Here is a 25163-nt window from a genome sequence, read left to right as displayed (position 1 = left end):
GGCGGTTTTGTGTCCACACACCGGCTGTCGAACAACGATGAGGAGCACGCATGGAAATCTGGCCCGGATCGGCTTATCCGCTTGGCGCCACTTTTGACGGGACCGGCACGAACTTCGCGCTGTTCAGCGAACACGCCGAGAAGGTGGAGCTGTGCCTCTTTGATGAGGACGGCGTGGAATCGCGGTACAGGGTCGACGAAGTGGACGGCTATGTATGGCACTGCTACGTCCCTCAGGTCCAGCCAGGCCAGAAGTACGGTTACCGCGTGTACGGTCCCTACGACCCGGATTCCGGCAGCCGCTTCAACCCGAACAAACTGCTGTTGGACCCCTACGCCAAGGCTGTGCACGGCCAGGTGGACTGGGATCCGTCACTCTTCTCCTACAACCTGGGCGAGCCTGACTCGGTCAACAACGAGGACTCCGCTTCGCACATGATGATGGGCGTGGTCATCAACCCGTTCTTCGACTGGGATGGCGACCAGAACCTGCGGGTCCCGTACCACAAGTCGGTTATCTACGAGGCCCACGTCAAGGGCCTCACCCAGCTCCACCCCGAGATTCCTGAGGAACAACGCGGCACCTACGCCGGCGTCGCGCACCCGTCAGTGATCTCACACCTGCAGAAGCTCGGCATCACTGCCATCGAACTCATGCCCGTGCACCAGTTCGTCAACGACGGGACGCTGCAGGACCAGGGCCTGAACAACTACTGGGGCTACAACACCATCGGCTTCTTCGCACCCCAGAACACTTACAGCTCCACCGGTGACGCCGGCCAGCAGGTCCAGGACTTCAAGGCCATGGTCCGCGCGCTCCACAAGGCAGGCATCGAAGTCATCCTGGATGTGGTCTACAACCACACCGCCGAAGGCAACCACCTGGGGCCCACGCTCTCCTTCAAGGGCATCGACAACCCTTCCTACTACCGGTTGATGGAGGGCGACGAGAAGCACTACATGGACTACACGGGCACCGGCAACTCGCTCAACGTACGCCAGCCGCACTCGCTGCAACTGCTCATGGATTCGCTGCGGTACTGGGTCACCGAAATGCACGTGGATGGCTTCCGTTTCGACCTCGCCTCCACCCTGGCGCGCGAGTTCTACGATGTGGACAAGCTCTCCACGTTCTTCGAACTCATCCAGCAGGACCCGGTGGTGTCGCAGGTCAAGCTCATCGCCGAGCCCTGGGATGTGGGTCCAGGCGGCTACCAGGTGGGTAACTTCCCGCCGCAGTGGACAGAATGGAACGGCAAATACAGAGACACGGTCCGGGACTTCTGGCGCGGCGAACCAGCCACGCTGGGCGAGTTCGCTTCGCGCATCACCGGTTCGGCCGACCTCTACGAGCATTCGGGCCGCCGTCCCGTAGCGTCAATCAACTTTGTCACCGCCCATGACGGCTTCACGCTGGCAGACCTGGTGTCCTACAACGAAAAGCGCAACGACGCCAACGGCGAGGACAACAACGACGGCGAGTCCCACAACCGGTCGTGGAACTGCGGGGCCGAGGGTCCCACCGACGATCCCGCCGTCCTCGGTCTGCGCGCCCGCCAGCAGCGGAATTTCATCGCTTCGCTGCTGCTGTCCCAGGGCGTTCCTATGCTGCTGCACGGCGACGAGCTGGGCCGAACCCAGCAGGGCAACAACAATGGCTATTGCCAGGACTCCGAACTGACCTGGATCAACTGGGAGAACATCGACCAGCCGCTGGTCGAATTCACGGCAGCAGTCAACGCGCTCCGTGCCAAGCACCCCACGTTCCGCCGAAGCAGGTTCTTCGACGGCCGCCCCGTCCGCCGAGGCGAAGGCGAACGGCTGCCGGACATCGTATGGCTTGACGTTGAAGGTAACACCATGAAGCCGGAGGACTGGGACAGCGGCTTCGGCCGCTCGGTGGGAGTGTTCCTCAACGGCGACGGCATCCAGGGTAAAGACATCCGCGGCCGCCGGATCACTGACGTGAACTTCCTGCTGTACTTCAATGCCCACGATGACATGGTGAATTTCACCCTTCCGGCCGATGAGTATGCGCCGGCCTGGGACATTATCATCGATACCGCCGGCCACAATGCGGACACCGAGCCGGTCAAGGCCGGGGAAGCCCTGCCTGTGGACGCAAAGTCCCTGGTGGTCCTCCGCGCCCACAGTGTTCCTGACGTCGAGCCGGACCACTCCGTAGCTGCATCGTTGGCCGCGCTGACCCAGACGTCCACCAGCGAGACCGAGTCGCTGAGCGCGCCCGTGGTGGCCGACCCGGGTAGAACCACGAAAGTCGGGGACCGGAAGGACACCGCAAAGTGAAGGTTCCGGCGTCCACCTACCGGCTCCAGATCCGGAGCAGCTTCACGCTTTTCGATGCTGCCGAAACGGTTCCGTACCTGAAATCACTGGGTGTGGATTGGGTCTACCTGTCTCCGATCCTGACGGCGGAACAAGGATCCGATCACGGCTATGACGTGACGGATCCGTCGTCGGTGGATCCGGAGCGGGGCGGCCCGGAAGGACTGCTGGCGCTTTCTGCTGCCGCGCGGGAACATGGCATGGGCGTGCTTGTGGACATTGTCCCCAACCATGTGGGTGTGGCCTCGCCGGCGCAGAACCCGTGGTGGTGGTCGCTGTTGCAGGAAGGGCGCGGCTCGCCGTACGCGGAAGCGTTCGACGTCGACTGGGACTTTGGTGCTGGCCGGATCCGGATCCCCGTCCTGGGCAGCGATGACGACCTTGATGTGCTGGAGGTTGCCGATGGCGAGCTCCACTATTACGGCCACCGCTTTCCGTTGGCCGCAGGTTCATTCTCCGACGGCGACTCTCCGCGGGCTGTGCATGAGCGGCAGCATTACGAACTCGTCTCCTGGCGCCGGGCGGACAATGAGCTGAATTACCGGCGGTTCTTCGCGGTCAACACCTTGGCGGGTATCCGGGTTGAGAACCCCTGGGTCTTCGACCAGGCCCACACAGAGGTGAAGCGGTGGTTCGATGCCGGCCTGGTTGACGGGCTGCGCGTGGACCACCCGGACGGCCTGGCGGATCCCGCCGGGTATCTTCGGTGGCTCAAGGACCTCAGCGGCGGAGCGTACGTCCTGGTGGAGAAGATCCTGGAGCCGGGGGAGGAGCTCCCGACGGAATTCGCCTGCGAGGGCACCACCGGCTATGACGCCCTGGCCGACCTGGACCGGCTGCTGGTGGCGCCGGCCGGCGAGGCTGCTCTGAACGCGTTGGATGCACAGCTCCGTTCCGGGGAGCCTGCCGACTATGCGGGCATGATCCTGGGGACCAAGCGTGCCGTGGCTGATGGCATGCTGCGGTCCGAGATCCTGCGGCTGGCCCGCCTGGTCCATGCTGACGCCGGGCTGTCTGCTGACCTGTCCGCTGACCTGTCCGCGGAGGCCTCGGCGGATGCCCTGGCCCAGGTCATCGCGGCTTTCCCCGTGTACCGCACCTACCTGCCCACGGGTGAGGATGTGCTGCGCGAAGCCTGCGCGGCTGCTGCTCGCCAGCGTCCTGACCTTTCCGACACGCTGGACGCTCTGCTTCCCCTCCTGCTGAAGCCCGAGACTGAACTGGGCCTGCGGTTCCAGCAGACGTCCGGCATGGTGATGGCCAAGGGTGTTGAGGACACGGCCTTCTACCGCTACAACCGGCTGGGGACGCTGACGGAAGTGGGAGCGGACCCGTCCCACTTCTCGGTCGCCCCGGAAGAGTTCCACCGGCGGATGGCCGAGCGCCAAGAGTCCCTGCCGCTGTCCATGACCACGCTGACCACGCACGACACCAAGCGCAGCGAGGACACGCGGGCACGGATCTCCGTGATCGCTGAGCTGCCGGACGAGTGGGCAGGAACCCTGGACACTCTTCGCGGGCTTGTCCCGGTGCCCGACGGCCCGTTCGAGGCGTTGCTGTGGCAGGCGGTCATCGGTGCGTGGCCGGCGTCGCGGGAACGGTTGCAGGCCTACGCCGAGAAAGCTGCCCGGGAGGCAGCCAACTCCACCACGTGGACGGATCCGGACGAGAAGTTCGAATCACGGGTCACGGCTGCTGTGAATGCTGCGTTCGACGACGACCGGGTCACCACGGTGATCGAGGGCTTCGTCGCCCGGACGGCTGCCTTTGCCGCAGCCAATTCGCTGTCCCTGAAGCTGCTCCAGCTGACCATGCCGGGGGTACCCGATGTTTACCAGGGCACCGAATTCTGGGACCGGTCGCTGGCCGACCCGGACAACCGGCGGGCTGTCGACTTCGAGGGGCGTGGCGTGGCCTTGGCTGCCTTGGACGCGGGCACACTCCCGGCAGACTTCCGGGACGAAGTAACGAAACTGCTGGTGACCTCCCGGGCGCTCAGGCTCCGCCGGGACCGGCCCGAACTGTTCGAGGGCTACCGGCCCGTTCTTGCGTCAGGCCCCGCCGCTGACCACGTGGTGGCGTTCGACCGCGGGGCTGGCGCCACACCTGGCGCCCTGACTCTGGCAACTCGGCTTCCCTGCGGACTGGAACGCGCCGGCGGATGGCGGGACACCGCCGTCGAACTTTCCACGGCCATGTGCGACGCACTTACAGGACGGACGCACGGCCCAGGCCCGGTGCCGTTGGCCGACATCCTCCAGCCTTACCCTGTGGCGCTGCTGGCGCCCGTGAACGGAGACAACGCATGAGCCTGACGCACCAGGGTTCCGGCCGGTTCGATGTCTGGGCCCCTGACGCCTCGGCCGTCTCGCTGCTCGGCAATGGGCAGCAGTACCCCATGAAGCGGGTGGCGGGAGCCCCCGGTGCAGATGGCTGGTGGTCCGCGCCGGACGCTCCCGCGGACGCAGACGTGGACTACGGCTACCTGCTCGACGGCGAGACGCATCCGCTGCCGGACCCCCGGTCCCGCCGCCTCCCGGACGGCGTCCATGCCCTGTCCCGCACCTTCGATCCCGGCTCCTACGCCTGGCAGGACGCCGGCTGGCAGGGCAAGGAACTGCGCGGTTCGGTCATCTACGAACTTCACGTGGGAACCTTCACCCCCCAAGGAACGTTGGACGCCGCCGCGGATAAGCTCGGTTACCTCGCGGACCTCGGCATCGACTTTGTGGAGCTTCTGCCGGTCAACGGATTCAACGGCACCCACAACTGGGGTTACGACGGTGTCCAGTGGTTCGCGGTCCACGAAGGCTACGGCGGTCCTGCGGCCTACCAGCGCTTTGTGGACGCCGCCCACGCCGCCGGACTGGGCGTCATCCAGGACGTGGTCTACAACCATCTGGGCCCCAGCGGCAACTACCTGCCCAAATTCGGCCCCTACCTCAGGCAGGGGGACGCCAACACGTGGGGCGATTCGGTCAACCTCGACGGCCCGGGCTCCGACGTCGTCCGTGAATACATCCTGGACAACGCGGCCCTGTGGCTGCGCGACTATCACGTGGACGGGCTGCGACTGGATGCCGTTCACGCACTCCGCGATGAGCGGGCCGTGCACCTCCTGGAGGAGTTCGGCGCGCTGGGCGATGCCATCTCCACGGAGACAGGGCTTCCCAAGACTCTCATCGCCGAATCGGACCTGAACAATCCGCGGCTGATCTATCCCCGCGGTTCCAACGGCTTCGGTCTTGCCGGGCAGTGGAGCGACGACTTCCACCATGCGGTGCACGTGAATGTCAGCGGTGAGACCGCAGGGTATTACGGCGATTTCGCGTCCCTCGGCGTGCTGGCGAAGGTCCTCAAGGATGGCTTCCTGCACGACGGCAGCTACTCCAGCTTCCGCGGACGCCACCACGGCCGGCCCATCGACACCTCGCTGGTCCACCCCGCGGCGCTGGTGGTTTGCAGCCAGAACCACGACCAGATCGGCAACCGTGCCATCGGCGACAGGCTGTCCCAGTCCCTCCCGTACGGCCCGCTGGCCGTAGCCGCCGTGCTGACGCTGACCGCGCCGTTTACGCCCATGCTGTTTATGGGCGAGGAGTTCGGGGCCTCTACCCCTTGGCAGTTCTTTACCTCGCACCCCGAACCGGAGCTGGGCAAGGCGACGGCGGAGGGCAGAATCCGCGAGTTCGAACGCATGGGGTGGGATCCCGCCGTCGTCCCCGATCCACAGGATCCCGAAACGTTCCGGCGCTCCAAACTCAACTGGGCGGAGGCCGCTGAGGGTGACCACGCGCGGCTCCTGTCCCTCTACCGTTCGCTGACGGCGCTGCGGCGGGCTCACCCCGAACTGGCCGGGCTGGGGTTCGAGGAAACCGACGTGACGTTCGACGACGACGCCGGCTGGTTGCGCTTCCGGCGCGGGTCGATGGAGGTGCTGCTGAACTTCTCGGCATCGACTGTGCGGCTGGACGGTTTGGGCGGCTCGGTGCTGCTGTCGACGGACGAGGACACCCTGTTCCACGGCGATTCGTTCGTGCTGGCGGCGCACAGCGGGGCGGTTCTTACTGCTGGGGCAGAAGTAGCCTTGAGTTAACCTAGACACTGGAGTGACCCCGGCATACTTTGCGCGTATGGACCAGCCGTGATGGGCGGCTCGGTGGTGTACGGGCGATGGAGGCCGTCATGGGTGACCCGCGGAAGAGTACGCTTCCTGCCACGCTCGAACTCCGGATTCACGGCATCCGGGCGATGATGCGGCGGCTGATGGTGGCCCCGGGCTTAATAGTTCGCTTTTGTGCTGTTATGTGAGACAGGGCTGGCAGGATAGTCATTATGACTTACATCGCTGCGGAGAACCGCTACGACTCCATGCCCTACCGCCGCGTCGGACGCAGCGGACTGAAACTGCCAGCCATTTCCCTGGGCCTCTGGCACAACTTCGGCGACGACAAGCCCTTCGAAGTGCAGCGCGCTATCCTGCGCCGAGCCTTCGATCTGGGCGTCACCCACTTCGACCTCGCGAACAACTACGGTCCGCCCTACGGCGCCGCCGAAACCAACTTCGGCCGCCACTTCAAGGACGACTTCAAGCCGTACCGCGACGAACTCATCATCTCCAGCAAAGCCGGCTACGACATGTGGCCAGGCCCCTACGGCAACTTCGGCTCCCGCAAGTACCTGCTGGCCAGCCTGGACCAGTCCCTGGAGCGCATGGGCCTGGACTACGTGGACATCTTCTACAGCCACCGTCCGGACCCGGAAACGCCGATGGAAGAGACCATGGGTGCACTGGACCATGCCGTCCGCTCGGGCAAGGCCCTGTACGCTGGCATCTCGTCCTACACTCCGGCCCAGACCCTCGAAGCGGCCCGGATCCTGAAGGAACTGGGTACGCCGTTGCTGATCCACCAGCCGAGCTACTCCATGCTGAACCGCTGGACCGAGAATGGCAGCCCCAGCCTCTACGAGGCGCTGGAGCAGGTAGGCGCCGGCTGTATAGCCTTCTCGCCGCTGGCCCAGGGGATGCTCACAGGCCGCTACCTCAACGGCGTGCCTGCAGATTCCCGGGCAGCGCAGCACAAGTCCCTCGACCAAGCCATGATCAGTCCAGAGAACCTGGACCGCGTGCGCGGGCTCAACCGGATCGCCGAGGGCCGGGGCCAGACCCTGGCGCAGATGGCGATCGGCTGGATCCTGCGCGAGCAGGGCAAGGGCTCGTCCGTGACCTCAGCGCTCGTCGGCGCATCCAGCGTCCGGCAGTTGGAAGACACCCTGTCCGCCATCAACAACCTGGACTTCACCGCCGACGAGGTTGATGCCATCGACGAGTTCGCCGTCGAGTCGGACATCAACCTGTGGAAGCAAAAGTAACCACGTAACGCTTCGACTGAAGGGGGCCGGGAACAATCCCGGCCCCCTTTTGGTTGGGTAAGATGAAATGGCGCCGAATGGCGCACTGCCAGCGTGCCGCCGTCGTACCTTTCCGGTACTGACCGTCCTGGCGGCTGAAGTTTTCTTCAAAGGAGTTCCGTGTCTGCAAATCCGATTCGTGTTGCCATCGTTGGTGTAGGTAACTGCGCCGCCTCGCTCGTCCAGGGCGTGCAGTATTACCGTGACGCCGATCCCCAGGCCACGATCCCGGGTCTGATGCACGTGGAGTTCGGCAAGTACCACGTCAACGATGTCCAGTTTGTTGCCGCTTTTGATGTTGACGGCAAGAAAGTGGGCGTGGACCTCGCCGACGCCATCCTGGCCAGCGAGAACAACACCATCAAAATCGCCGACGTGCCCCCCACAGGTGTGACCGTCCAGCGCGGCCACACCCTCGACGGCCTCGGCAAGTACTACCTCGAGACCATCGAACAGTCCGCCGAAGAGCCCGTTGACATCGTCGCCGTGCTCCGCGAATCCAAGGCAGACGTTATGGTGTGCTACCTCCCGGTTGGTTCCGAGGATGCTGCACACTTCTACGCGCAGGCTGCCATCGACGCCGGCGTGGCGTTCGTCAACGCCCTCCCCGTCTTCATCGCCGGCACCAAGGAATGGGCCGACAAGTTCACCGCCGCCGGCGTCCCGATCGTTGGCGATGACATCAAGAGCCAGATCGGTGCAACCATCACGCACCGCGTGATGGCCAAGCTCTTCGAAGACCGCGGCGTCACCCTGGACCGCACGTACCAGCTGAACGTCGGCGGCAACATGGACTTCAAGAACATGCTGGAGCGCGACCGCCTTGAGTCCAAGAAGATCTCCAAGACCCAGGCGGTGACGTCCAACGTTGAAGCTGACATTGCACCGCGCAACGTCCACATCGGTCCGTCTGACTACGTCCAGTGGCTCGATGACCGCAAGTGGGCCTTCGTCCGCCTCGAAGGCCGCAACTTCGGTGACGCCCCCGTGTCGCTGGAATACAAGCTGGAAGTCTGGGACTCACCCAACTCCGCCGGCGTGATCATCGATGCCATCCGCGCCGCCAAGATCGGCCTGGACCGCGGCATCGGCGGCCCGCTGCTCTCCGCCTCGAGCTACTTCATGAAGTCCCCGCCCGAGCAGTTCAACGACGACCTCGCCCGTGAAAAGGTCGAGGCCTTCATCCGCGGCGACCTGGAGCGCTAACCCCGCTCCACCCTCTCGTTGCTCTATCAGTTGTGGTCCCCAAATCTATGGTTTGGCGACTGCAACTGATAGGGCAACAGGCGTTTAAGGGGACTTGAGTGCAAGCCGGACCTGATTGACCGCGCGGTGGAAGCCGTGGGCCAGATCGTCCGCGTTGAATTTGAAGTACCTCCAGCCAGCGGCATTGAACGTTTCGTCGCGGCGATTGTCGCGCGACTGCTGCTCGCTGGTCAGGTGATGGCCGCCGTCGTACTGGATGGCGATTCGATGGGCGCGGTAGCCCAGGTCTGCCGCCGGCGAATACGGGTCGGCCTTCACAATCCGTAGTTGCAGTTCTGGCTCCGGCAGGCCCGCGGCAGTTAATGCGAGGCGCAGGAACGTCTCAGGCGCGGAATCTGCACCGGGACGGATGAGCTCGACAGCTGCCCTTGCTTTCACGATGCCCTTGAGCTTCGGGTGCCTCTTCAGCATTTCTTCCAGCTCCGGAAGGGTTGACCAAGGCTCCGCGCGATCTTCGAAGCCGGGCCGAGGCAGACGGATCAGTTGGTCACCCACAGCCACGAGGTCCTCCAGCGGCACGAGGTTGGCAAGGTCAAGCCAAGTGCGGGCCGGCGTGGAGATCCGCATCCCGTCCAGCATCATGATCTCCCCATCAAAGGCAAGGACGGTATGGCCGACCACGCCTTCGCGCCGCACCGGTGGCAGGTTCCTGGGCTTGCTCAGATGGAGTTCCCGGCAGTCGCGGAACCAGGTAGGAAGCCAGAGCCCAAGCACGACGGCGGCCGTCAGGTGCGAGATCCAGGCGCCCGGAGTGGCAGCGGAGAGTGCCCTGGCAAGGCCCCGGATTTCAAAGTCCCAGCCCGTGGGCAGATACAGCAACCGTCCGGCGGACGCGAGGTCGGAGGAACGAAGTCTTCCGCTGCTCAGGCTGGCAGCCCGCGCCTCATGGACAGTGAACGGAGCGGACGAAAGGCTGAACGGCAGAGGTGCGGAGGGTCGCATGCGCACCATTGTCGCCCGGAGCCAATCTCTCCCGCAGAAGTTATCCACAGCTCCCGTTGCTCTATCACTTTTGGTCACTCTGGCCCCGGAATAAGAGCTCAAAGTGATAGAGCAACGTGGGTCAGGAGAGGCCTACCGGGTTGCCGGCGTCGTCCACGTCCATACGCATGGCGGCGGGTGCGGCGGGGAGGCCGGGCATCGTCATGACCGCACCGGTCAGTGCCACGATGAAACCCGCGCCGGTCTTGGGGATCAGGTCCCGGACGTGCACGGTGAAGCCCTTGGGAGCCCCCAGCCGGGAGGCGTCGTCGGTGAAGGAATACTGGGTCTTGGCCATGCAGACGGGAAGCCCGGACCAGCCGTTCTTTTCTATGTCCGTCAGGCGCTTCAGCGCGGGGACGGAGAAGTCCACCCCGTCCGCGCCGTAGATCTCCTGCGCAATGGTCCGGATCTTCTCCTCCACGGGCAGGTCCAAGGGATACAGATGCCGGAAGCTGTTCGGCCCAGCAACCGCGGCGGCGACCTTCGCGGCCAGCTCGTCGCCGCCGTCGCCACCGCCGCCCCGGCCCCACACATCCGCCACCGCAGCCTGGACCCCCTCCGCCGCGCACCACTCCAAGAGCCAGTCCAGCTCCTCTTCCGTGTCGGACGAGAACCTGTTGATGGCCACCACCGGTGCCACCCCGAACTTCTCCACGTTGTGCACGTGCCGCCGAAGATTTGCGACGCCGGACTGCAGCGCCTCAAGGTCGGGTTCCGTCAGCCGGTCTTTGGGCACGCCGCCGTGCATCTTGAGCGCTCGGACAGTGGCTACAACCACGACGGCGGACGGCGCCACGTCAGCGATCCGCGCCTTGATGTCCATGTACTTCTCCGCGCCCAGGTCTGCGCCGAAGCCAGCCTCGGTGACCACGATGTCCGCGAGCCGCCGGGCCGTCTGGGTGGCAATCAGCGAGTTGCACCCGTGCGCGATGTTGGCGAACGGCCCGCCGTGCACCAGTGCGGGAGTGCCGGCAATGGTCTGCACCAGGTTGGGCTTGATGGCTTCCTTCAGGAGCAGGGTCAGGGCGCCCTGGACGCCGAGGTCCGCCACGGTGACCGGAACGCGGGAGTACGTGTAGCCGAACGTGATCCGGCCCAAGCGCTCGCGGAGGTCGGCCAGGCTGGTGGCCAGGCAGAAAACCGCCATGATCTCCGAAGCCACGGTGATGTCGAAGCCGTCCTGCCGGGGCACACCTTGGGTGGGACCGCCCAGGCCAATGATGACCTCGCGGAGCGACCTGTCATTCATGTCCAGGACCCGCTTGAACGTCATCCGCCGGGGGTCGATGTTCAGCTCGTTGCCCTGGTAGATGTGGTTGTCCACGAGCGCCATCAGGGCATTGTTCGCAGACGTCACGGCATGGAAATCACCGGTGAAGTGCAGGTTAATCTCGTCCATCGGCAGCACCTGGGAGTAGCCGCCGCCAGTGGCGCCGCCCTTCATTCCCAGGATCGGGCCCAGCGAGGGTTCCCGCAGCGCGATCATCACCTTGTGCCCGGCCCGGGCCAGCGAATCGGCGAGCCCCACCGTGGTGGTGGATTTCCCCTCGCCGGCGGGCGTCGGCGACATCGCAGAGACGAGTACCACTTTTCCGGCGGGCGCCGGCGCAGTCAACAACGCCGGATCAACCTTCGCCTTGTACCGCCCGTAAAGTTCCAGAGCGGCGGCGTTGATGCCCGCGGCAGCTGCAATCTCCTCGATGGGCCTCATCGGTGCCTGCCGTGCGATCTTGAGGTCGCTGAGGGAATTTTGTTCAGACATCCTTGTCCTTTTGTTGGGGGCCGGGTACTAAAGGCAGACGGCGGCTGACCACCGCTTAGGGTGCCGGAACCGCCGGGATCAGCCCGCTGGCCAGCTGCTGTTCGACGGCGGCGTGGTAAGTCTCGAGCGTGATCGCGGCAGTGCGGTTCCAGCCCAGGTTCTCCGCCCGGATGGCCGCGGCCCGCCCCATGTCGGCCCGCGTGTCCGGATCGTCGTACATGGCTTCAAGCGCGTCCGCCCAGTCCGAGGCGTGGTGCCCGTCCACCAGCAGCCCGGTCCGGCCATGGCAGATGGCGCGGGACAGTCCGCCCACCCGGGTGCCCACCACGGGGGTCCCGCAGGCCTGCGCCTCGATGGCCACCAGCCCGAACGATTCGCTGTAGGAAGGCATCACCACAACGTCAGCCGCCCGGAACCAGGACGCCAGGTCAGACGCGCTGACAGGGGGAAGGTGCGTGACGACGTCGTCCATTCCGGACTCCGAGATCAGGTGCCGGAGGTTGAAGTCCTTGTTGCCGCTGAGGGCACCCAGGATGGTGAGCCGCAGATCGATCCCGGGCCGCCGGGCGCGAAGCAGGGCAGCCGCCTTGAGCAGGATCTGCGGGCCCTTCAGCCGCTGGATCCGGCCGGCGAAGACCAGGTGGAACGTCTCCGGCGAAACACCGTGTTCGGCCCGGGACCGCGCGCGGAACGCGGGTGTGAAGGTGCTGAGGTCCACGCCCGGCGGCGCCACATCGATACGGTCGTAATCTGCATCGTAGTGGGACACCAGCTCTTCGGCTTCGGCCGTGGTGTTGGCAATCAGGCGGGCGGCGCCGTCGACGATCCGGTGCTCGCCCTCCTCACGCCGCCGCGGCTCGGGCTGTTCGCCGGACTCCAGCAGGAGGTTCTTGACCTTGGCCATGGTGTGCATGGTGTGGACGAGCGGCACGCCCCAAAGTTCCGAGAGCTCCAGTCCGGCGATCCCGGACACCCAATAGTGCGAATGGATGACGTCGTAGCGGCCGTGCGGCTGGCGCTGCCGGATCTGGTCGATCTCGGCCACCATGCTGTGGAGCAGCGCCGGCAGTTCCTCCTTGGGGATCTTCCGCGGCGGGCCGGCCAGCACGTTGTGGACGCACACGCCGGGGAAGGGATGTTCGACGGCGGCCTGCTTGGCTGAGGTGGAGCGCGTGAAGATCTCCACTTGCACGCCGGTCTCGGCGAGCGCGGAGGCCAGCTCCCGGATGTAGACGTTCATCCCGCCGGCGTCGCCGGAGCCGGGCTGTTCCATCGGGGAGGTGTGGAGGGAGAGTAAAGCGACCCTGCGGATCAATGTCATGGCTTCTCCTTCCCAGCGCTGGCGCGGCGGGCCTCAGGCTGTTGCCCGCTCGGTAAAACACTACTCCAGCCGCCCCCGGACGGCATTCCGGCACGTGATGTACAGGAACCCCTAGCGGCGCCAAAGCTCCAGCAGCGCAGGGAAGGCGCGCTCGTAGCCGGCCAGCAGCTTGGCCCCGAGCACGGGGGAGTCCACCAAGGGATGCCGGCTTAAGGCGTCGACGGCGGCCGTCCGGTCTCCGTGCGTCGCTGCCCGGACAGTGAGCCGTTCCACCTCCTTGACGCGCCGGAGCAGGGTGAGTTGCTCCGCTCCCGGGGCTGACTGTGGAAGCGGCACTGCGCCGTCGGGCGTTACGGTGCAGGGGACCTCGACGACGGCGTCCGCCGGCAGCCCCGGAATGGCCGGTTCCGTGGTGGTCCTTCCGAGGGCGGCACCCCCGCCCGGATCGGACGGAAGCGTATTGGGGGTGTTGAGGATGAGCTGGGCCTCCCCGGCCCCCGCCAATGCGCGCATCACGGCGAGGGCCACGCGTTCGTAGCCGCCGCCGGCGAGGTCGTCCTCGTCGCGCTGCTCGCCGTGGGTCCGTGCCTCGGCGAGGTAGCCTTCCTCCCGCGAGCGGCGGGCGGCGTCCCACAGTGTGTAGGCGTCCGGGCCGGCTGAGGCCAGCCGCGGGTACAGCTCGGCCTGCTGATGGTGGATGGACTCGCCGCGGGTCTGGGCCATGGCGCGCATGGCCGCGGTGGCGCTGTCCCGCTGATAGTAGTAGTGGAGGTATTCGTTGGGCAGGATGCCGAGTTCCTTGAGGAACGGTTGCGGGAACAGCCTGCCTTCCTCGAACGTACTGAGGGCGGCCGGGTCCGACAGCAGGCCGGGCAGCAGATCCTGGCTGCCGGACTCCAGCCGGTAGAGCCAGCCCAGATGGTTCAGTCCGAAGTAGCCCACGCCGTCGAGCCTTCCGTCCGGCAGCGGCAGGCCGGCCGCGCGGGCCGCACGGTGCACCAAGCCGCCCGCGGAATCGCAGATCCCAATGACCTTCCGGCCGAGGACAGGCAGCAGGGCCTCGGTGACCATGCCCGCCGGGTTGGTAAAGTTGATCAGCCAGGCGTCCGGGCAGAACTCCCGCATCTGCCGTGCCAGGTCCAGCATTTCCGGGATGGTGCGCAGCGCATAGGAGATGCCGCCCGCGCCGGTGGTTTCCTGGCCAAGAAGGCCGAGGTCCTGGGCCACCCTTTCGTCGTGGATCCGGCCGGCAGTACCGCCGGGGCGGATCGCCGCGAACACCAGGTCTGTCCCCGCCAGGGCCCCGGGCAGGGACGTGGTGGAACGCACGGCGGGCGGCCGGACACCGGAGCGAGGGCCAGCGGTGGGGCCGCCGGCGGGGCGGCCGTCGGACTCCGGCATGGCATGCAGAACCGCGTTGATGGCTCGCAGGCGGGCGGGATCGACGTCGAACAGCACCAGCTCGCTGACCAGCCCCGCGAACGCGCCGGACGCCAGCGCTCGGTAGACAAGCGGCACGCGGAATCCGCCGCCGCCGGCAATCATAAGCCGCATAGTCAGCAGTGTAGGCCTCCGCCAGGCGCGCCCCTACCGTGGGGCCGCGGCAGGGCGTAGTCTGCCGGACATGGACGCCATCCCGGACCGCCGCTTCGATCCGCTCGCAACCGTCCGCGCGCAGTCTGGCGGCGGGTTCGACCTGATCCTCGCCGGAACGGTCTTCCAGGACATCATCTTCACCGGCCTGCCCCACGCGCCCGAGCCGGGCACGGAAATCTGGAGCGATGGCATGGGCAGCTGCCCCGGCGGCGTCGCGAACCAGGCCATTGCGGCGGCGAGGCTGGGACTGCGCACCGGATTGGCCGCCGCGTTCGGGGACGACGGTTACGGGGACTACAACTGGAAGATATTGGCCCGGCAAGAGCACGTGGACCTGAGTATGTCGCGCAAAGTCGAGGGGTGGCATTCGCCGGTCACCGTCTCGCTCTGCGTGGCGAAGGACCGGTCGCTGGTGACCCACGGCCACCCGGCCCCCGTGACGTCGTCCGAACTGATTGGTTCACCGCCCCGGGCGCTCGCCGGCATTGCCGAGCTCGGCGTCGAGATTGAACCCTGGGCCGTGGCCGCGCAGAAGGAAGGCGTGAAGTTGTTTGGGGATGTGGGGTGGGATCCCAGCGGTGAATGGTCACGGGTCCGGCTGGACAACCTGCAGTACTTCCATGCGTTCCTGCCCAACCAGCGCGAGGCCATGGCCTTCACCGGGAAGGACAATCCGTGGTCCGCGCTGTACGCCCTCGCCGATCGCGTGCCCGTGGCCGTGGTGACGCTCGGCGCGCAGGGTGCCATGGCCGTGGACTCGGAGACGGGGGAGGAGGAGTGGGTACCGTCGCCGCCGGTCATTGCTTTGGATCCCACCGGCGCCGGGGACTGCTTCGACGCGGCCTTCATCGTGGGCAGCCTGGCAGGCTGGCCGCTGGGCAACAGGCTTCGCTTCGCAAACCTCTGCGCTTCCCTCGCCGTGCAGGAAGTGGGCGGTTCGCTGGCGGCACCCGGCTGGGGAGACATCGCAGACTGGTGGCAGCGGGCCAACTCCAGGCCGGAACGCCAGAGCAGCCAGTGGCTCCGCCGTTTCGGCTTCCTGGCCGACATTCTCCACGACATACCGCTTGCGGCCCAGCGCCGGGCCACCGCCACGATCGCGCACCTGTCCGATGCCTGAGGGCGCCGCGATTATCCCGCCCTGAGCGCCCGCACTAGAATCACTAGCGTGACTTATCCCGTAACAGCAGGTGACTTCCGCGCGGCCTCAGGACCCGATCCTCGGTACGAGCGCTCCGCCGTTATAGACCTGGACGCAATCCGCCACAACGTGCGGCGGCTGGCGGACGCGGCCTTGCCCGCCAAGGTCATGGCCGTGGTGAAGGCTGACGCGTACGGACACGGCGCGGTTCCTGTAGCCCGGGCCGCCCTCGAAGCCGGCGCATCCTGGCTGGGCGTCGCACACATCTCCGAAGCGCTGGCACTGCGGGCGGCCGGCATCGAAGCCCCCCTGCTGGCCTGGCTGCACACGGCGGAAAGCAACTTCGCGGCAGCGGTGGCTGCCGGCGTGGACATCGGCTGCTCCGGCTGGGAACTGGACCGGATTGTGGCCGCCGCGCGTGACCAGGAACGTCCCGCACGGATCCACCTGAAAGTGGACACGGGCCTGGGCCGGAACGGCGTAGCGCTCGATGCCTGGGACCAGCTGCTGGGCGAGGCCATGGAGTACCAGGACCAGGGCCTCCTGCGGGTAGTGGGCATCTTCTCCCATCTGTCTGTTGCGGATGAACCCGAGCGGCCGGAAACCGACGATCAGCTGGCGGCCTTCCGCGAGGTGCTGGCTGTGGCCGAGGACGCGGGCGTGGACCCCGAAGTCCGCCACCTGGCCAACACACCGGCCACGCTGACGCGCCCCGATACCCACTTTGACATGGTCCGCGTGGGCCTGGGCATCTACGGCCTCTCGCCTTTTGAAGGCCAGACCTCCGCCGAACTGGGTCTCCGTCCCGCGATGACGCTGCGCACCCTGGTGTCCCAGTGCAAGCAGGTCCCGGATGGGCAGGGCGTTTCCTACGGCCTGCGCTACCGCACCAGCGGCCCCAGCACCCTGGCGCTGGTCCCGCTGGGCTACGCGGACGGCGTGCCCCGCATTGCCACCGGCGGTCCCGTCCGGGTGGCCGGCCGGACCTACCCCGTGGTGGGCCGGATCGCCATGGACCAGATGGTCATCGACCTCGGCAACATCGGCCCCGCCGGCGCGGACCTCTTCGGCGCCGAAGCGGTGCTGTTCGGTAACGGGGACGACGGCGGTCCCACGGCGGACGACTGGGCGGTCGCCGCCGGCACCAATAACTACGAGATCGTGACCCGGATCAGCCCGCGGGTGCCACGCCGGGTCATTAACGAAAGTCCCGCCGTCGGCCATCCTGCCGTGGGAAATTCCGACGCCGGGCAGGCAACACCGTGAGCATGGCCACGGCAGAGATGCCCCACTGGGAAGAGACGCTGAGGGTCACAACGGCGGACCAGACCCACGCGCTCGCCGCCGCATTGGGCGCGGAGCTGCAGGCCGGGGACCTGGTGGTACTGACTGGCGAGCTGGGTGCCGGGAAAACCACCTTCACGCAGGGCCTCGGCGAAGGCCTCGGTGTGCGTGCGGGCATCATTTCGCCCACTTTTGTCCTGGTCCGTATCCACCCCAACCTGCCCGACGGCCCGCGGCCCGGTGGCCCCGAGCTGGTGCACGTGGACGCGTACCGGCTGGGATCGGCGTCGGAAATCGACGACATTGACCTGGAAAACACGCTGGACTCGGCCGTGACCGTGGTGGAGTGGGGACGCGGCCGGGTGGAGCACCTGAGCGAGAGCCGGCTGGAAGTGGACCTGCACCGGGCGATCGGGCTGGAACCGGTCGGGCCGGACGGGGAGACGGATCCGGCGGAACGGAAACCCAACCCCGCCCACACCGAAATCCTGGACTTCGACACCGAGGACCTCGACGAGCCCCGCACCATCGTGCTGCGCGGCTTCGGTCCCCGCTGGAGCACCAAGCCTGCCCTGGGCGGGGCCTTCGAAGGGACACCCTGATGCTTATTCTTGCCATCGACACCTCCGCCGTGGCCAGTGCTGCGCTGGTCTCGGACGACGCCCTCGAAGGCGTTGTGGCCAGCTTCTCCACCGAGGACACCCGCAGCCACGCCGAAGTTCTGGCCCCCGGCATCGAGGACCTGCTTGCCTCCGCCGGCGTCACCGGCCGGGACATTGACGCGATCGTGACAGGCGTGGGCCCAGGCCCGTTCACCGGACTGCGCTCGGGGATCGCAACCGCCAGGACGCTCGCCTTCGTCTGGGACAAACCGCTGTACGGGCTGATGAGCCTGGACGCCGTGGCGCTGGAAGTGGCAGAGTCCACCGAGGCCGCGGCCGAATTCCTGGTGGTCACGGACGCCCGGCGCAAAGAGGTTTACTGGGCACGGTACAGTCTCGCCGACGGCCAATTGCCGCAGCTTGAGGACGGCCCGCACGTCAGCTTCGCCGCCGACCTCCCGGACCTCCCGGCCTACGGCGCCGGCGCCGGACTCTACAGTGACGTGCTGCGCGCCGACGCGGGTTTCAGTAACGAGCAGCCCGACGCTCTCTACCTCGGACAGTTCGCCCTAGCCCGGCTCGCCTCCGGCAAGCAACTGCTCGACTCCACGCCCCTGTACCTCCGCGAGTCGGACGCCCAGGTCCCGGGCCCACGGAAGCGGGCCCTGTGAGCATGCCTACCAGCGCAGACAGTTCCAGCGCCGACGGCGTGGTGTTCCGGGATATGACCCTGGAAGACGTGCCCGCAGTGGACGCTCTGGAGCAGCGCCTGTTCCCGGCGGACGCATGGCCGTTGCACATGTTCCTGTCCGAACTGTCCCAGCACGAAACGCGCCGCTACCTCGTGGCGGAAAGTGGCGGGGACATTGTGGGCTACGCCGGCCTGATGTGCATCGAGCCGATCGCGGATGTCCAGACCATCGCCGTCGTGCCTGAATGTGAAGGCCGGGGCATTGGCTCAAGGCTCCTGACCCGGCTGATCGATGAAGCCCGGCTCCGCGGGGCCGCGGACGTCCTCCTGGAGGTCCGTGCGGACAATCCCCGGGCGCAGCAGCTGTACGTGCGGTTCGGCTTCGAGCAGATCCACGTCCGCCGCGGGTATTACCGCGACGGGGTTGACGCCCTCATCATGCGGCTGCAACTGGTCCCCGAAGGCACAGCCCCCGCACCAGCCGACCCGGCACCAGCCCCAGATCCCACAACAGAAGCAGGCAAGGCATGAACAGCTCGCAGCCCCTGGTGCTGGGCATCGAATCCTCCTGCGACGAAACCGGCGTGGGCATCGTCCGCGGCACCACGCTGCTCACCAACACGGTGTCCTCCTCGATGGACGAGCACGTCCGCTTCGGCGGCGTGATCCCCGAGATCGCCTCCCGCGCACACCTTGATGCCTTTGTGCCCACTCTGCGGCAGGCCCTGGCCGACGCCGACGTGACCCTGGCGGACGTGGACGCGATTGCCGTCACCTCCGGCCCCGGGCTGGCAGGCGCCCTGATGGTGGGGGTCTGCGCCGCGAAGGCGTTGGCCGTGGCCACCGGCAAGCCGCTGTATGCCATCAACCATTTGGTGGCGCATGTCGGCGTCGGGCTGCTGGACGTAAACTCCGACGGCGGTGCTGCCGCCGGCAGCAGGGCCGGCCGTCCCGCCAGCCTCGCGGTTGGGCTCGGTCAGGCCGGCCGTCTCCCGGAGAACCTGGGTGCCCTGCTGGTCTCCGGCGGGCACACCGAGATCCTGAAGATCAACAGCATCACCAGCGACGTCCGGCTCCTCGGCTCCACCATCGACGACGCCGCCGGCGAAGCCTACGACAAGGTGGCCCGCATCCTGGGCCTCGGCTACCCGGGCGGCCCGGCCATCGACAAGCTCGCCCGCACCGGCAACCCCAAAGCCATCCGGTTCCCGCGCGGCCTCAGCCAGCCCAAGTACATGGGCACCGCCGAGGAGCCGGGAAAACACCGCTACGACTGGTCCTTCAGCGGCCTGAAGACGGCAGTGGCGCGGTGCGTCGAGCAGTTCGAGGCCCGCGGCGAAGAGGTGCCGGTGGCCGACGTCGCCGCCGCCTTCCAGGAAGCGGTGGTGGACGTCATCACGTCCAAGGCCGTCCTGGCCTGCCGCGAGCATGGCATCAAAGACGTTCTCTTGGGCGGGGGAGTGGCAGCCAACTCCAGGCTGCGGGAACTCACCGGTCAGCGCTGTGCGTCCGCCGGAATCAAGCTCCATGTGCCGCCGCTGGAGCTGTGCACGGACAACGGCGCCATGGTGGCGGCCCTCGGTGCCCAGCTGGTGATGGCCGGGATCGGGCCCAGCGGCATCCGCTTTGCCCCCGACTCCTCGATGCCGGTCACCGCGGTGTCACTCCCCGCCTGACCTGCCTGACCTGCCTGCCTCACCTGCCCGCCGAACACCCAACTTGCTCTATCAGCTGTGGTCCCTAAACCGCCGGGTTAGTTTCTGAGGTGCGCTTCGCTCCGCCGTGGGGACGGAAAATTTGGCCGTGTCAGGTCTGTTCCCAGGGATATCTGGTGCTGGCAGACGCTCAGGGGACAGACTTGATGTGTGTGTTTCGGTCGACCCCGATTCGTCTATGGTGCCGGTGAGCCTGTGGGTTAGTTTGGTGGTGGAGGGCACAGCTTTGTTGTCCGCGGGACCGTGGACTGTTGCCTTGGAGCAGTGCGCCACGAGGCGCTGTTTGTTACGTATGGAGGTGGGAGACCTTCGTCGCTTCGCCGTCGTAGCGGTGGAGTGAAGCTGGAGGCAGCCGTTCTCGGGGATCACCGAGAACCGGTGGGAGCAGCCTCGACAAAGTCGGGCCGGTTCAGTACTGCCGGATGGGCCGGGCCCGGTGAGCGAGACGGGAAGGTATACGAGAGGAACCGGTGTCGTTACGCCTCTTCAGGCAACGCCAGCTCCAATCCGGTGGATGTGGGCTGGTATGCGGTGCACGCCCGCCCCTCATTTCGGGCGGGGGACTCCTGGTCCGGCTTGCTCTTCGCGGCTGGGAGGCCACGGTGAATGTCTACGGCGTAGCCGTGGCGATGCCGCAGGGGTAGAGCCGGGTGCCTAACCCGTTAATCGGACGACAGTGAACGTGGGAACCATCTGTAACCGTTCCATTACCCACTCCCGGCCAGGGAGATGGAGGGATGGATAGGCCTGATGCCGGCCGAAGGTTAGGGGTGGGGCGGAGCCGCCGTAGTACTCCGAGCCGGGGAAAGCCCGCGCACATGGGGAAGGGCGGCAGCGTGTCAGTTAACGAGAGGTTGCAATGTTCGAAGAAGCGCCGGTGAATACCGGCGCCGTGCAGTGGCCGGATGCTGATTCGGCTTTCTGGGCGGTACGAAGCATGCAGATTAAGTTGCATCGTTGGGCGAAAGAGGATTTCTATCGCCAGTTTGGTGACCTGTTTAACCTTGTCTATGATCCGGCGTTTCTGGTGCACGCGTGGGAACGGGTGTCCTCCAACGCCGGGGCACGGACTCCGGGGGTGGACCAGGCCACGGTGGCTTGGGTCGAGTCCCGGATTGGGGTGGAGGCCTTCCTGGGCCACGTTCGTGCCTTGCTGAAGTCAGGCGAGTTCGAGCCGGTCGAAGTGCGGCAGGTGCTGATACCGAAGGCGAGCGGGAAACTGCGCAAGCTGGGTATCCCCACCGTCGTGGATCGGGTGGTCCAGGCGAGCCTGAAGGCGGTGTTGGAACCCATTTTCGAGGCGGATTTCAAACCGTGCTCGTATGGGTTTCGACCTAACCGCAGGGCCCAGGACGCAATTGCCGAGATCCATTTTCTGGCCAGTCACTCGCATGAGTGGGTGCTGGAAGCCGATATCCAGGCGTGTTTCGATGAAATCGGGCACACGCCGTTGATGGAACGGATACGGCATCGGATCAAGGACAAGCGGGTCCTGGCGCTGGTCAAAGCGTTCTTGAAGGCCGGGGTCATGACGACCTCCGGGCAGCGGGAGGAAACGCTGAGCGGCACCCCACAAGGCGGGATACTCTCCCCGCTGCTGGCTAACATCGCGTTATCGACGTTGGACGAGCACTTTGATGAGCAACGGCGAGAACAGATGGGAACCGACCAGCAGCGGGCCAAACGCAAGCGGAATGGCCTCGGCAACTGGAAGATCGTCCGCTATGCGGACGACTTCGTGGTGATGGTGTCTGGAGAACGCAGGCACGCTGAGGAGTTGCGGGAGGATGTGGCCGAGGTGCTAGCCCCGATGGGGTTGCGGCTGTCTCCGGAGAAGACCCGTGTGGTCCACATTGACGAGGGTTTCGACTTCCTCGGTTTCCATATCCATCGCCGACGGAAACGAGGAACACAGAGACGCTGCGTCTACACCACACCTTCGAAGAAGGCCGTCCAGTCGGCCAAGGACAAGGTGCGTTACAAGACGCGTAGGTCAACCCTGCACATGAGTCTGGGAGAGTTGATTATCAGTCTCAACCGGATGTTGCGGGGATGGGCGAACTACTTCCGGCACGGTGTGTCCTCGCGGGTATTCCAGCAACTCGATAGCCACGCTTGGTGGCGGATCGTTAGCTGGATACGCACGAAATATAAGGGCAAGAGCCGGGTCAGCATGAAGGAGGTGCGCCGCCGTTTCTGTGACCAGGGATGGCGGATCGCCCATGAGGGGGTCGTGTTCACCGGCGCATCCAGCGTCGCAGTGACCCGCTACCGCTACCGCGGCAGCACCATCGCGACCCCCTGGACAACCAAACCGGCAGCCGCCAGCAGCGGCTGACCAACGGTCACGACACGTGGAGAGCCCGGTGCGTTGAGAGGCGCACGCCGGGTTCGGCGGGCGGGCCGCAGAAACCCACCGGGAGCAATCCCGGCAGGGCGCTGCGGTCCGACCCAACCGAATGTCAGATTTGTTGTTTTATCCGCCTTCCCCGGAACGCATGCACTTTGATTCCTGCCGGAATGATTGGGAAGGGTGATCCGAGATGGAAGTGATGCACCCGCGGTGTGCGGGTATTGATATTTCGAAGAAGGATGCGAAGGTCTGTATCCGTGTCCAGGGGCGGGGGGCCAGGGCAACCGCGTCGACGGTCACCACGTGGGGTGCGATGACCGGACAGATCCTGGACCTGAAGGAACACCTGCTGAAGGAGCGGGTGAGCCTGGTGGTGATGGAAGCGACCAGTGATTACTGGCGTCCCTTCTACTACCTGCTCGAGGACGAGGGCCTGAACGTCATCCTGGTCAACGCCCGTGATGCCAGAAACGTCCCGGGCCGCAAAACCGATGTCTCCGACGCTGCCTGGCTCGCGGATCTGGGCGCCCACGGGCTGGTCCGTGCCTCGTTCGTGCCCCCGCCGCCGATCCGTGAACTGCGCGACCTGACCCGGGCCAGGACCGTCATCACCCGGGAACGGACCCGGGAGATCCAGCGGCTGGAGAAGCTCCTCGAGGACGCCTGCATCAAGCTCTCCTCGGTAGCTTCGGACATCACCGGGGTCTCGGGACGGCTGATGCTGCAGGCACTGATCGAGGGGCAAGAGGACCCGGCGGTCCTGGCAGACCTTGCCCAGCGCAGGATGCGGTCAAAGATCCCGGAGCTCACCGACGCGCTCACCGGCAGGTTTGGCAGCCACCACCGCTACATGGCGAAACTTTATCTGCACCGGATCGACGCCCACACCGCCGATATCGAGGACCTGGGCGCAAGGATCGAGGAGGCGATCGCGCCCTTTCGTTTCGCCCGGGAACTCCTGATCAGCATCCCGGGATTCAGCACCACCGTCGCGGAGATCTTCATCGCCGAAACCGGCGCCGACATGACCGTGTTCCCCACCGCGGGACACCTGGCCTCCTGGGCCGGCACCTCTCCGGGATCCAACGAATCCGCCGGACGGGTCAAGTCCACCAAGACACGCCCCGGCAACCGCTACCTCAAAGGAGCCCTCGGTATCGCCGCGCTCTCGGCAGCACGCTCGAAGAACACCTACTTCTCCGCGAAATACTCCCGCCTCGCCGCCCGGCGCGGGCCATCCAAAGCACTCGTCGCGGTCGAACACGCCATGCTCACCGCCGCCTGGCACATGCTCACCACCGGGGAACTCTACAAAGACCCCGGAGCCGACTACTTCAGGCTGCAAGCACCTGCCAAGACCAAGGCCCGCGCGATCGGACAGCTCGAATCCCTGGGCTACCAAGTGACCCTCGCGCCCCTGCAACCCACCGGATAATCCTGCCTCAAAACGCCGACCGCCAGATCATTCAGTCAACGGGACAACGTCACCGCAATTTTCATGTCAGGGACCGCAACTGATAGCGCAAACGGGTGGGGTTATCCAGTGGGCCCGTTCCGCATCTGCTTGACCAGGTCCAGCACCACGGCCTGCAGGTCGCCGCCGTGCTCTTCAGCGACGCGGCGCTGCCGCTGGTACCCCGCGCCGCGGCGGATGATCTTTTCGACGTCGGCCAGTTCGTCGGGGCAGCCGAGTTTCGCGGCCACCGGCTCGAGCCGGTTCAGGGTCTCCAGGAGGTGGTCGGTGACCAACTGTTCGTGGCCGGCGGCGTCGAGGATGATGATGGCCTCCATGCCGTAGCGGGCGGCACGCCACTTGTTCTCCTGGATATGCCACGGCGGCATGGTGGGGATAGTGCCGCCGTTATCCAGAGTGGTGGAGAATTCATCGACCAGGCACTGGGTGAGGGCTGCAATCGCGCCCACTTCCTCCAGGGTGGCCAAGCCGTCGCAGATGCGCATTTCGATGGTGCCGAGGTTGGGGACGGGCCGGATGTCCCAGCGGATCTCGGACAGGGTGTCGATCACACCGGTGGTGAACATGTCCTGGACGTAGGACTCGTATTCGCCCCAGGACTGGAACTGGAAGGGCAGGCCCGCCGTCGGGAGCTGCTGGAACATCAGGGCGCGGTGCGACGCGTAGCCGGTGTCCTCGCCGCCCCAGAACGGGCTCGACGCCGAGAGCGCCTGGAAGTGCGGGAAGTAGTTGACCAGCCCATCCAGCACGGGGAGTGCCTTTTCGCGCCGGTCCAGGCCCACATGGACGTGCACACCATAGATGACCATCTGCCGGCCCCACCACTGGGTCCGGTCGATCAGCTTGGCATACCGGGCCTTGTCCGTCACGGGCTGCAGCTGCGGCGGGCTGAACGGGTGGCTGCCGGCGCAGAAAACCTCAACGCCCATGGGGTCGGTGATTTCGCGGACGGCGGCCAGGGACCGGTTGAGGTCTTCCTTGGCTTCGGCGGCAGTTTCGCAGATGCCGGTGACCAGCTCCACGGTGTTGAGCAGGAGTTCCTGCTTGATGTGCGGGTGCTCGTCGTCTTCGTTGAGTTCGGGGTGCTTGGCAACCACGCCGCTGAGCACTTCGTTGGCGACCGATGCCAGTTCGCCGGTCTCGCCGTCCACCAGTGCCAGCTCCCACTCCACACCAAGAGTTGATTGCTTCGATGAAGCGAAATCAATCTTCATGCG

At 66.0% G+C, this 25163-nt stretch carries 18 protein-coding genes; 13 read left to right on the top strand and 5 right to left on the bottom strand.

The genetic code is table 11. The features are described 5' to 3' along the window. The first annotated feature begins 50 nt into the window (after positions 1 to 50). The 5 genes from glgX (at position 51) to ACQCSV_RS14710 (ending at position 8963) form a co-directional block, all read left to right on the top strand. Positions 51 to 2306 carry a glycogen debranching protein GlgX gene (glgX, locus tag ACQCSV_RS14730; RefSeq protein WP_426938682.1) on the top strand — a complete coding sequence of 752 codons (2256 nt, stop codon included), beginning with the start codon at positions 51 to 53 and terminating at the stop codon, positions 2304 to 2306. Continuing rightward, on the top strand, positions 2303 to 4654 hold the full coding sequence (gene treY / locus ACQCSV_RS14725) for a malto-oligosyltrehalose synthase (RefSeq protein WP_426938681.1): 2352 nt from the start codon (positions 2303 to 2305) through the stop codon (positions 4652 to 4654). The genes glgX and treY overlap by 4 nt, the downstream gene beginning before the upstream one ends. Continuing rightward, positions 4651 to 6441 carry a malto-oligosyltrehalose trehalohydrolase gene (gene treZ / locus ACQCSV_RS14720; RefSeq protein WP_426938680.1) on the top strand — a complete coding sequence of 597 codons (1791 nt, stop codon included), beginning with the start codon at positions 4651 to 4653 and terminating at the stop codon, positions 6439 to 6441. The genes treY and treZ overlap by 4 nt, the downstream gene beginning before the upstream one ends. Before the next feature lie 239 nt (positions 6442 to 6680). Then, on the top strand, positions 6681 to 7718 hold the full coding sequence (gene mgrA, locus ACQCSV_RS14715) for an L-glyceraldehyde 3-phosphate reductase (protein WP_426938679.1): 1038 nt from the start codon (positions 6681 to 6683) through the stop codon (positions 7716 to 7718). 159 nt (positions 7719 to 7877) lie between these two features. Beyond that, on the top strand, positions 7878 to 8963 hold the full coding sequence (locus tag ACQCSV_RS14710) for an inositol-3-phosphate synthase (RefSeq protein ID WP_426938678.1): 1086 nt from the start codon (positions 7878 to 7880) through the stop codon (positions 8961 to 8963). 84 nt (positions 8964 to 9047) lie between these two features. Here ACQCSV_RS14710 and ACQCSV_RS14705 read toward each other — a convergent pair whose 3' ends face one another. The 4 genes from ACQCSV_RS14705 to ACQCSV_RS14690 all read right to left on the bottom strand — a co-directional run bounded on the left by ACQCSV_RS14705 (position 9048) and on the right by ACQCSV_RS14690 (position 14644). After that, positions 9048 to 9965, bottom strand: a complete 918-nt coding sequence (locus ACQCSV_RS14705; protein WP_426938677.1) for a DUF559 domain-containing protein — start codon at positions 9963 to 9965, stop codon at positions 9048 to 9050. Positions 9966 to 10086: 121 nt separating this feature from the next. Next, positions 10087 to 11769, bottom strand: a complete 1683-nt coding sequence (locus tag ACQCSV_RS14700; RefSeq protein ID WP_426938676.1) for a formate--tetrahydrofolate ligase — start codon at positions 11767 to 11769, stop codon at positions 10087 to 10089. 55 nt (positions 11770 to 11824) lie between these two features. Then, positions 11825 to 13090, bottom strand: coding sequence for a D-inositol-3-phosphate glycosyltransferase (mshA, locus tag ACQCSV_RS14695; RefSeq protein ID WP_426938675.1), 1266 nt, complete (start codon positions 13088 to 13090; stop codon positions 11825 to 11827). A gap of 111 nt (positions 13091 to 13201) precedes the next feature. After that, positions 13202 to 14644 (bottom strand): 6-phospho-beta-glucosidase, encoded by a 1443-nt coding sequence (locus tag ACQCSV_RS14690; RefSeq protein ID WP_426938674.1) that lies wholly within the window; start codon positions 14642 to 14644, stop codon positions 13202 to 13204. A gap of 70 nt (positions 14645 to 14714) precedes the next feature. On the opposite strand from ACQCSV_RS14690, the gene ACQCSV_RS14685 reads away from it, so the two are divergent. The 8 genes from ACQCSV_RS14685 to ACQCSV_RS14650 all read left to right on the top strand — a co-directional run bounded on the left by ACQCSV_RS14685 (position 14715) and on the right by ACQCSV_RS14650 (position 23907). Further along, positions 14715 to 15806, top strand: coding sequence for a carbohydrate kinase family protein (locus ACQCSV_RS14685; protein WP_354157881.1), 1092 nt, complete (start codon positions 14715 to 14717; stop codon positions 15804 to 15806). 48 nt (positions 15807 to 15854) lie between these two features. Then, on the top strand, positions 15855 to 17093 hold the full coding sequence (gene alr, locus ACQCSV_RS14680) for an alanine racemase (protein ID WP_426938673.1): 1239 nt from the start codon (positions 15855 to 15857) through the stop codon (positions 17091 to 17093). A gap of 2 nt (positions 17094 to 17095) precedes the next feature. Beyond that, positions 17096 to 17713 (top strand): tRNA (adenosine(37)-N6)-threonylcarbamoyltransferase complex ATPase subunit type 1 TsaE, encoded by a 618-nt coding sequence (tsaE, locus tag ACQCSV_RS14675; RefSeq protein ID WP_426938672.1) that lies wholly within the window; start codon positions 17096 to 17098, stop codon positions 17711 to 17713. Beyond that, positions 17713 to 18384, top strand: a complete 672-nt coding sequence (gene tsaB, locus ACQCSV_RS14670; protein ID WP_282329416.1) for a tRNA (adenosine(37)-N6)-threonylcarbamoyltransferase complex dimerization subunit type 1 TsaB — start codon at positions 17713 to 17715, stop codon at positions 18382 to 18384. The genes tsaE and tsaB overlap by 1 nt, the downstream gene beginning before the upstream one ends. A 2-nt stretch (positions 18385 to 18386) precedes the next feature. Then, a complete protein-coding gene (gene rimI / locus ACQCSV_RS14665) occupies positions 18387 to 18935 on the top strand; it encodes a ribosomal protein S18-alanine N-acetyltransferase (RefSeq protein ID WP_426938671.1) in 549 nt (182 codons plus the stop codon). Beyond that, positions 18932 to 20080, top strand: coding sequence for a tRNA (adenosine(37)-N6)-threonylcarbamoyltransferase complex transferase subunit TsaD (tsaD, locus tag ACQCSV_RS14660; RefSeq protein ID WP_426938670.1), 1149 nt, complete (start codon positions 18932 to 18934; stop codon positions 20078 to 20080). Before rimI ends, tsaD begins: the two co-directional genes overlap by 4 nt. 898 nt (positions 20081 to 20978) lie before the next feature. Next, positions 20979 to 22457: a group II intron reverse transcriptase/maturase gene (gene ltrA, locus ACQCSV_RS14655; RefSeq protein ID WP_426938669.1), complete on the top strand. Its 1479-nt coding sequence runs from the start codon at positions 20979 to 20981 to the stop codon at positions 22455 to 22457. 205 nt (positions 22458 to 22662) lie between these two features. Then, positions 22663 to 23907: an IS110 family transposase gene (locus ACQCSV_RS14650; protein ID WP_426938668.1), complete on the top strand. Its 1245-nt coding sequence runs from the start codon at positions 22663 to 22665 to the stop codon at positions 23905 to 23907. A gap of 101 nt (positions 23908 to 24008) precedes the next feature. Here ACQCSV_RS14650 and ACQCSV_RS14645 read toward each other — a convergent pair whose 3' ends face one another. Continuing rightward, complete coding sequence (locus ACQCSV_RS14645) at positions 24009 to 25160, bottom strand: glutamate--cysteine ligase (RefSeq protein WP_354222997.1); 1152 nt, start codon at positions 25158 to 25160, stop codon at positions 24009 to 24011. Positions 25161 to 25163 lie beyond the last annotated feature (3 nt).

Source organism: Pseudarthrobacter sp. S3, assembly GCF_050156905.1.
In the GTDB taxonomy this organism is placed as follows: domain Bacteria; phylum Actinomycetota; class Actinomycetes; order Actinomycetales; family Micrococcaceae; genus Arthrobacter.
This window is presented reverse-complemented; position numbering and strand designations above follow the sequence as displayed.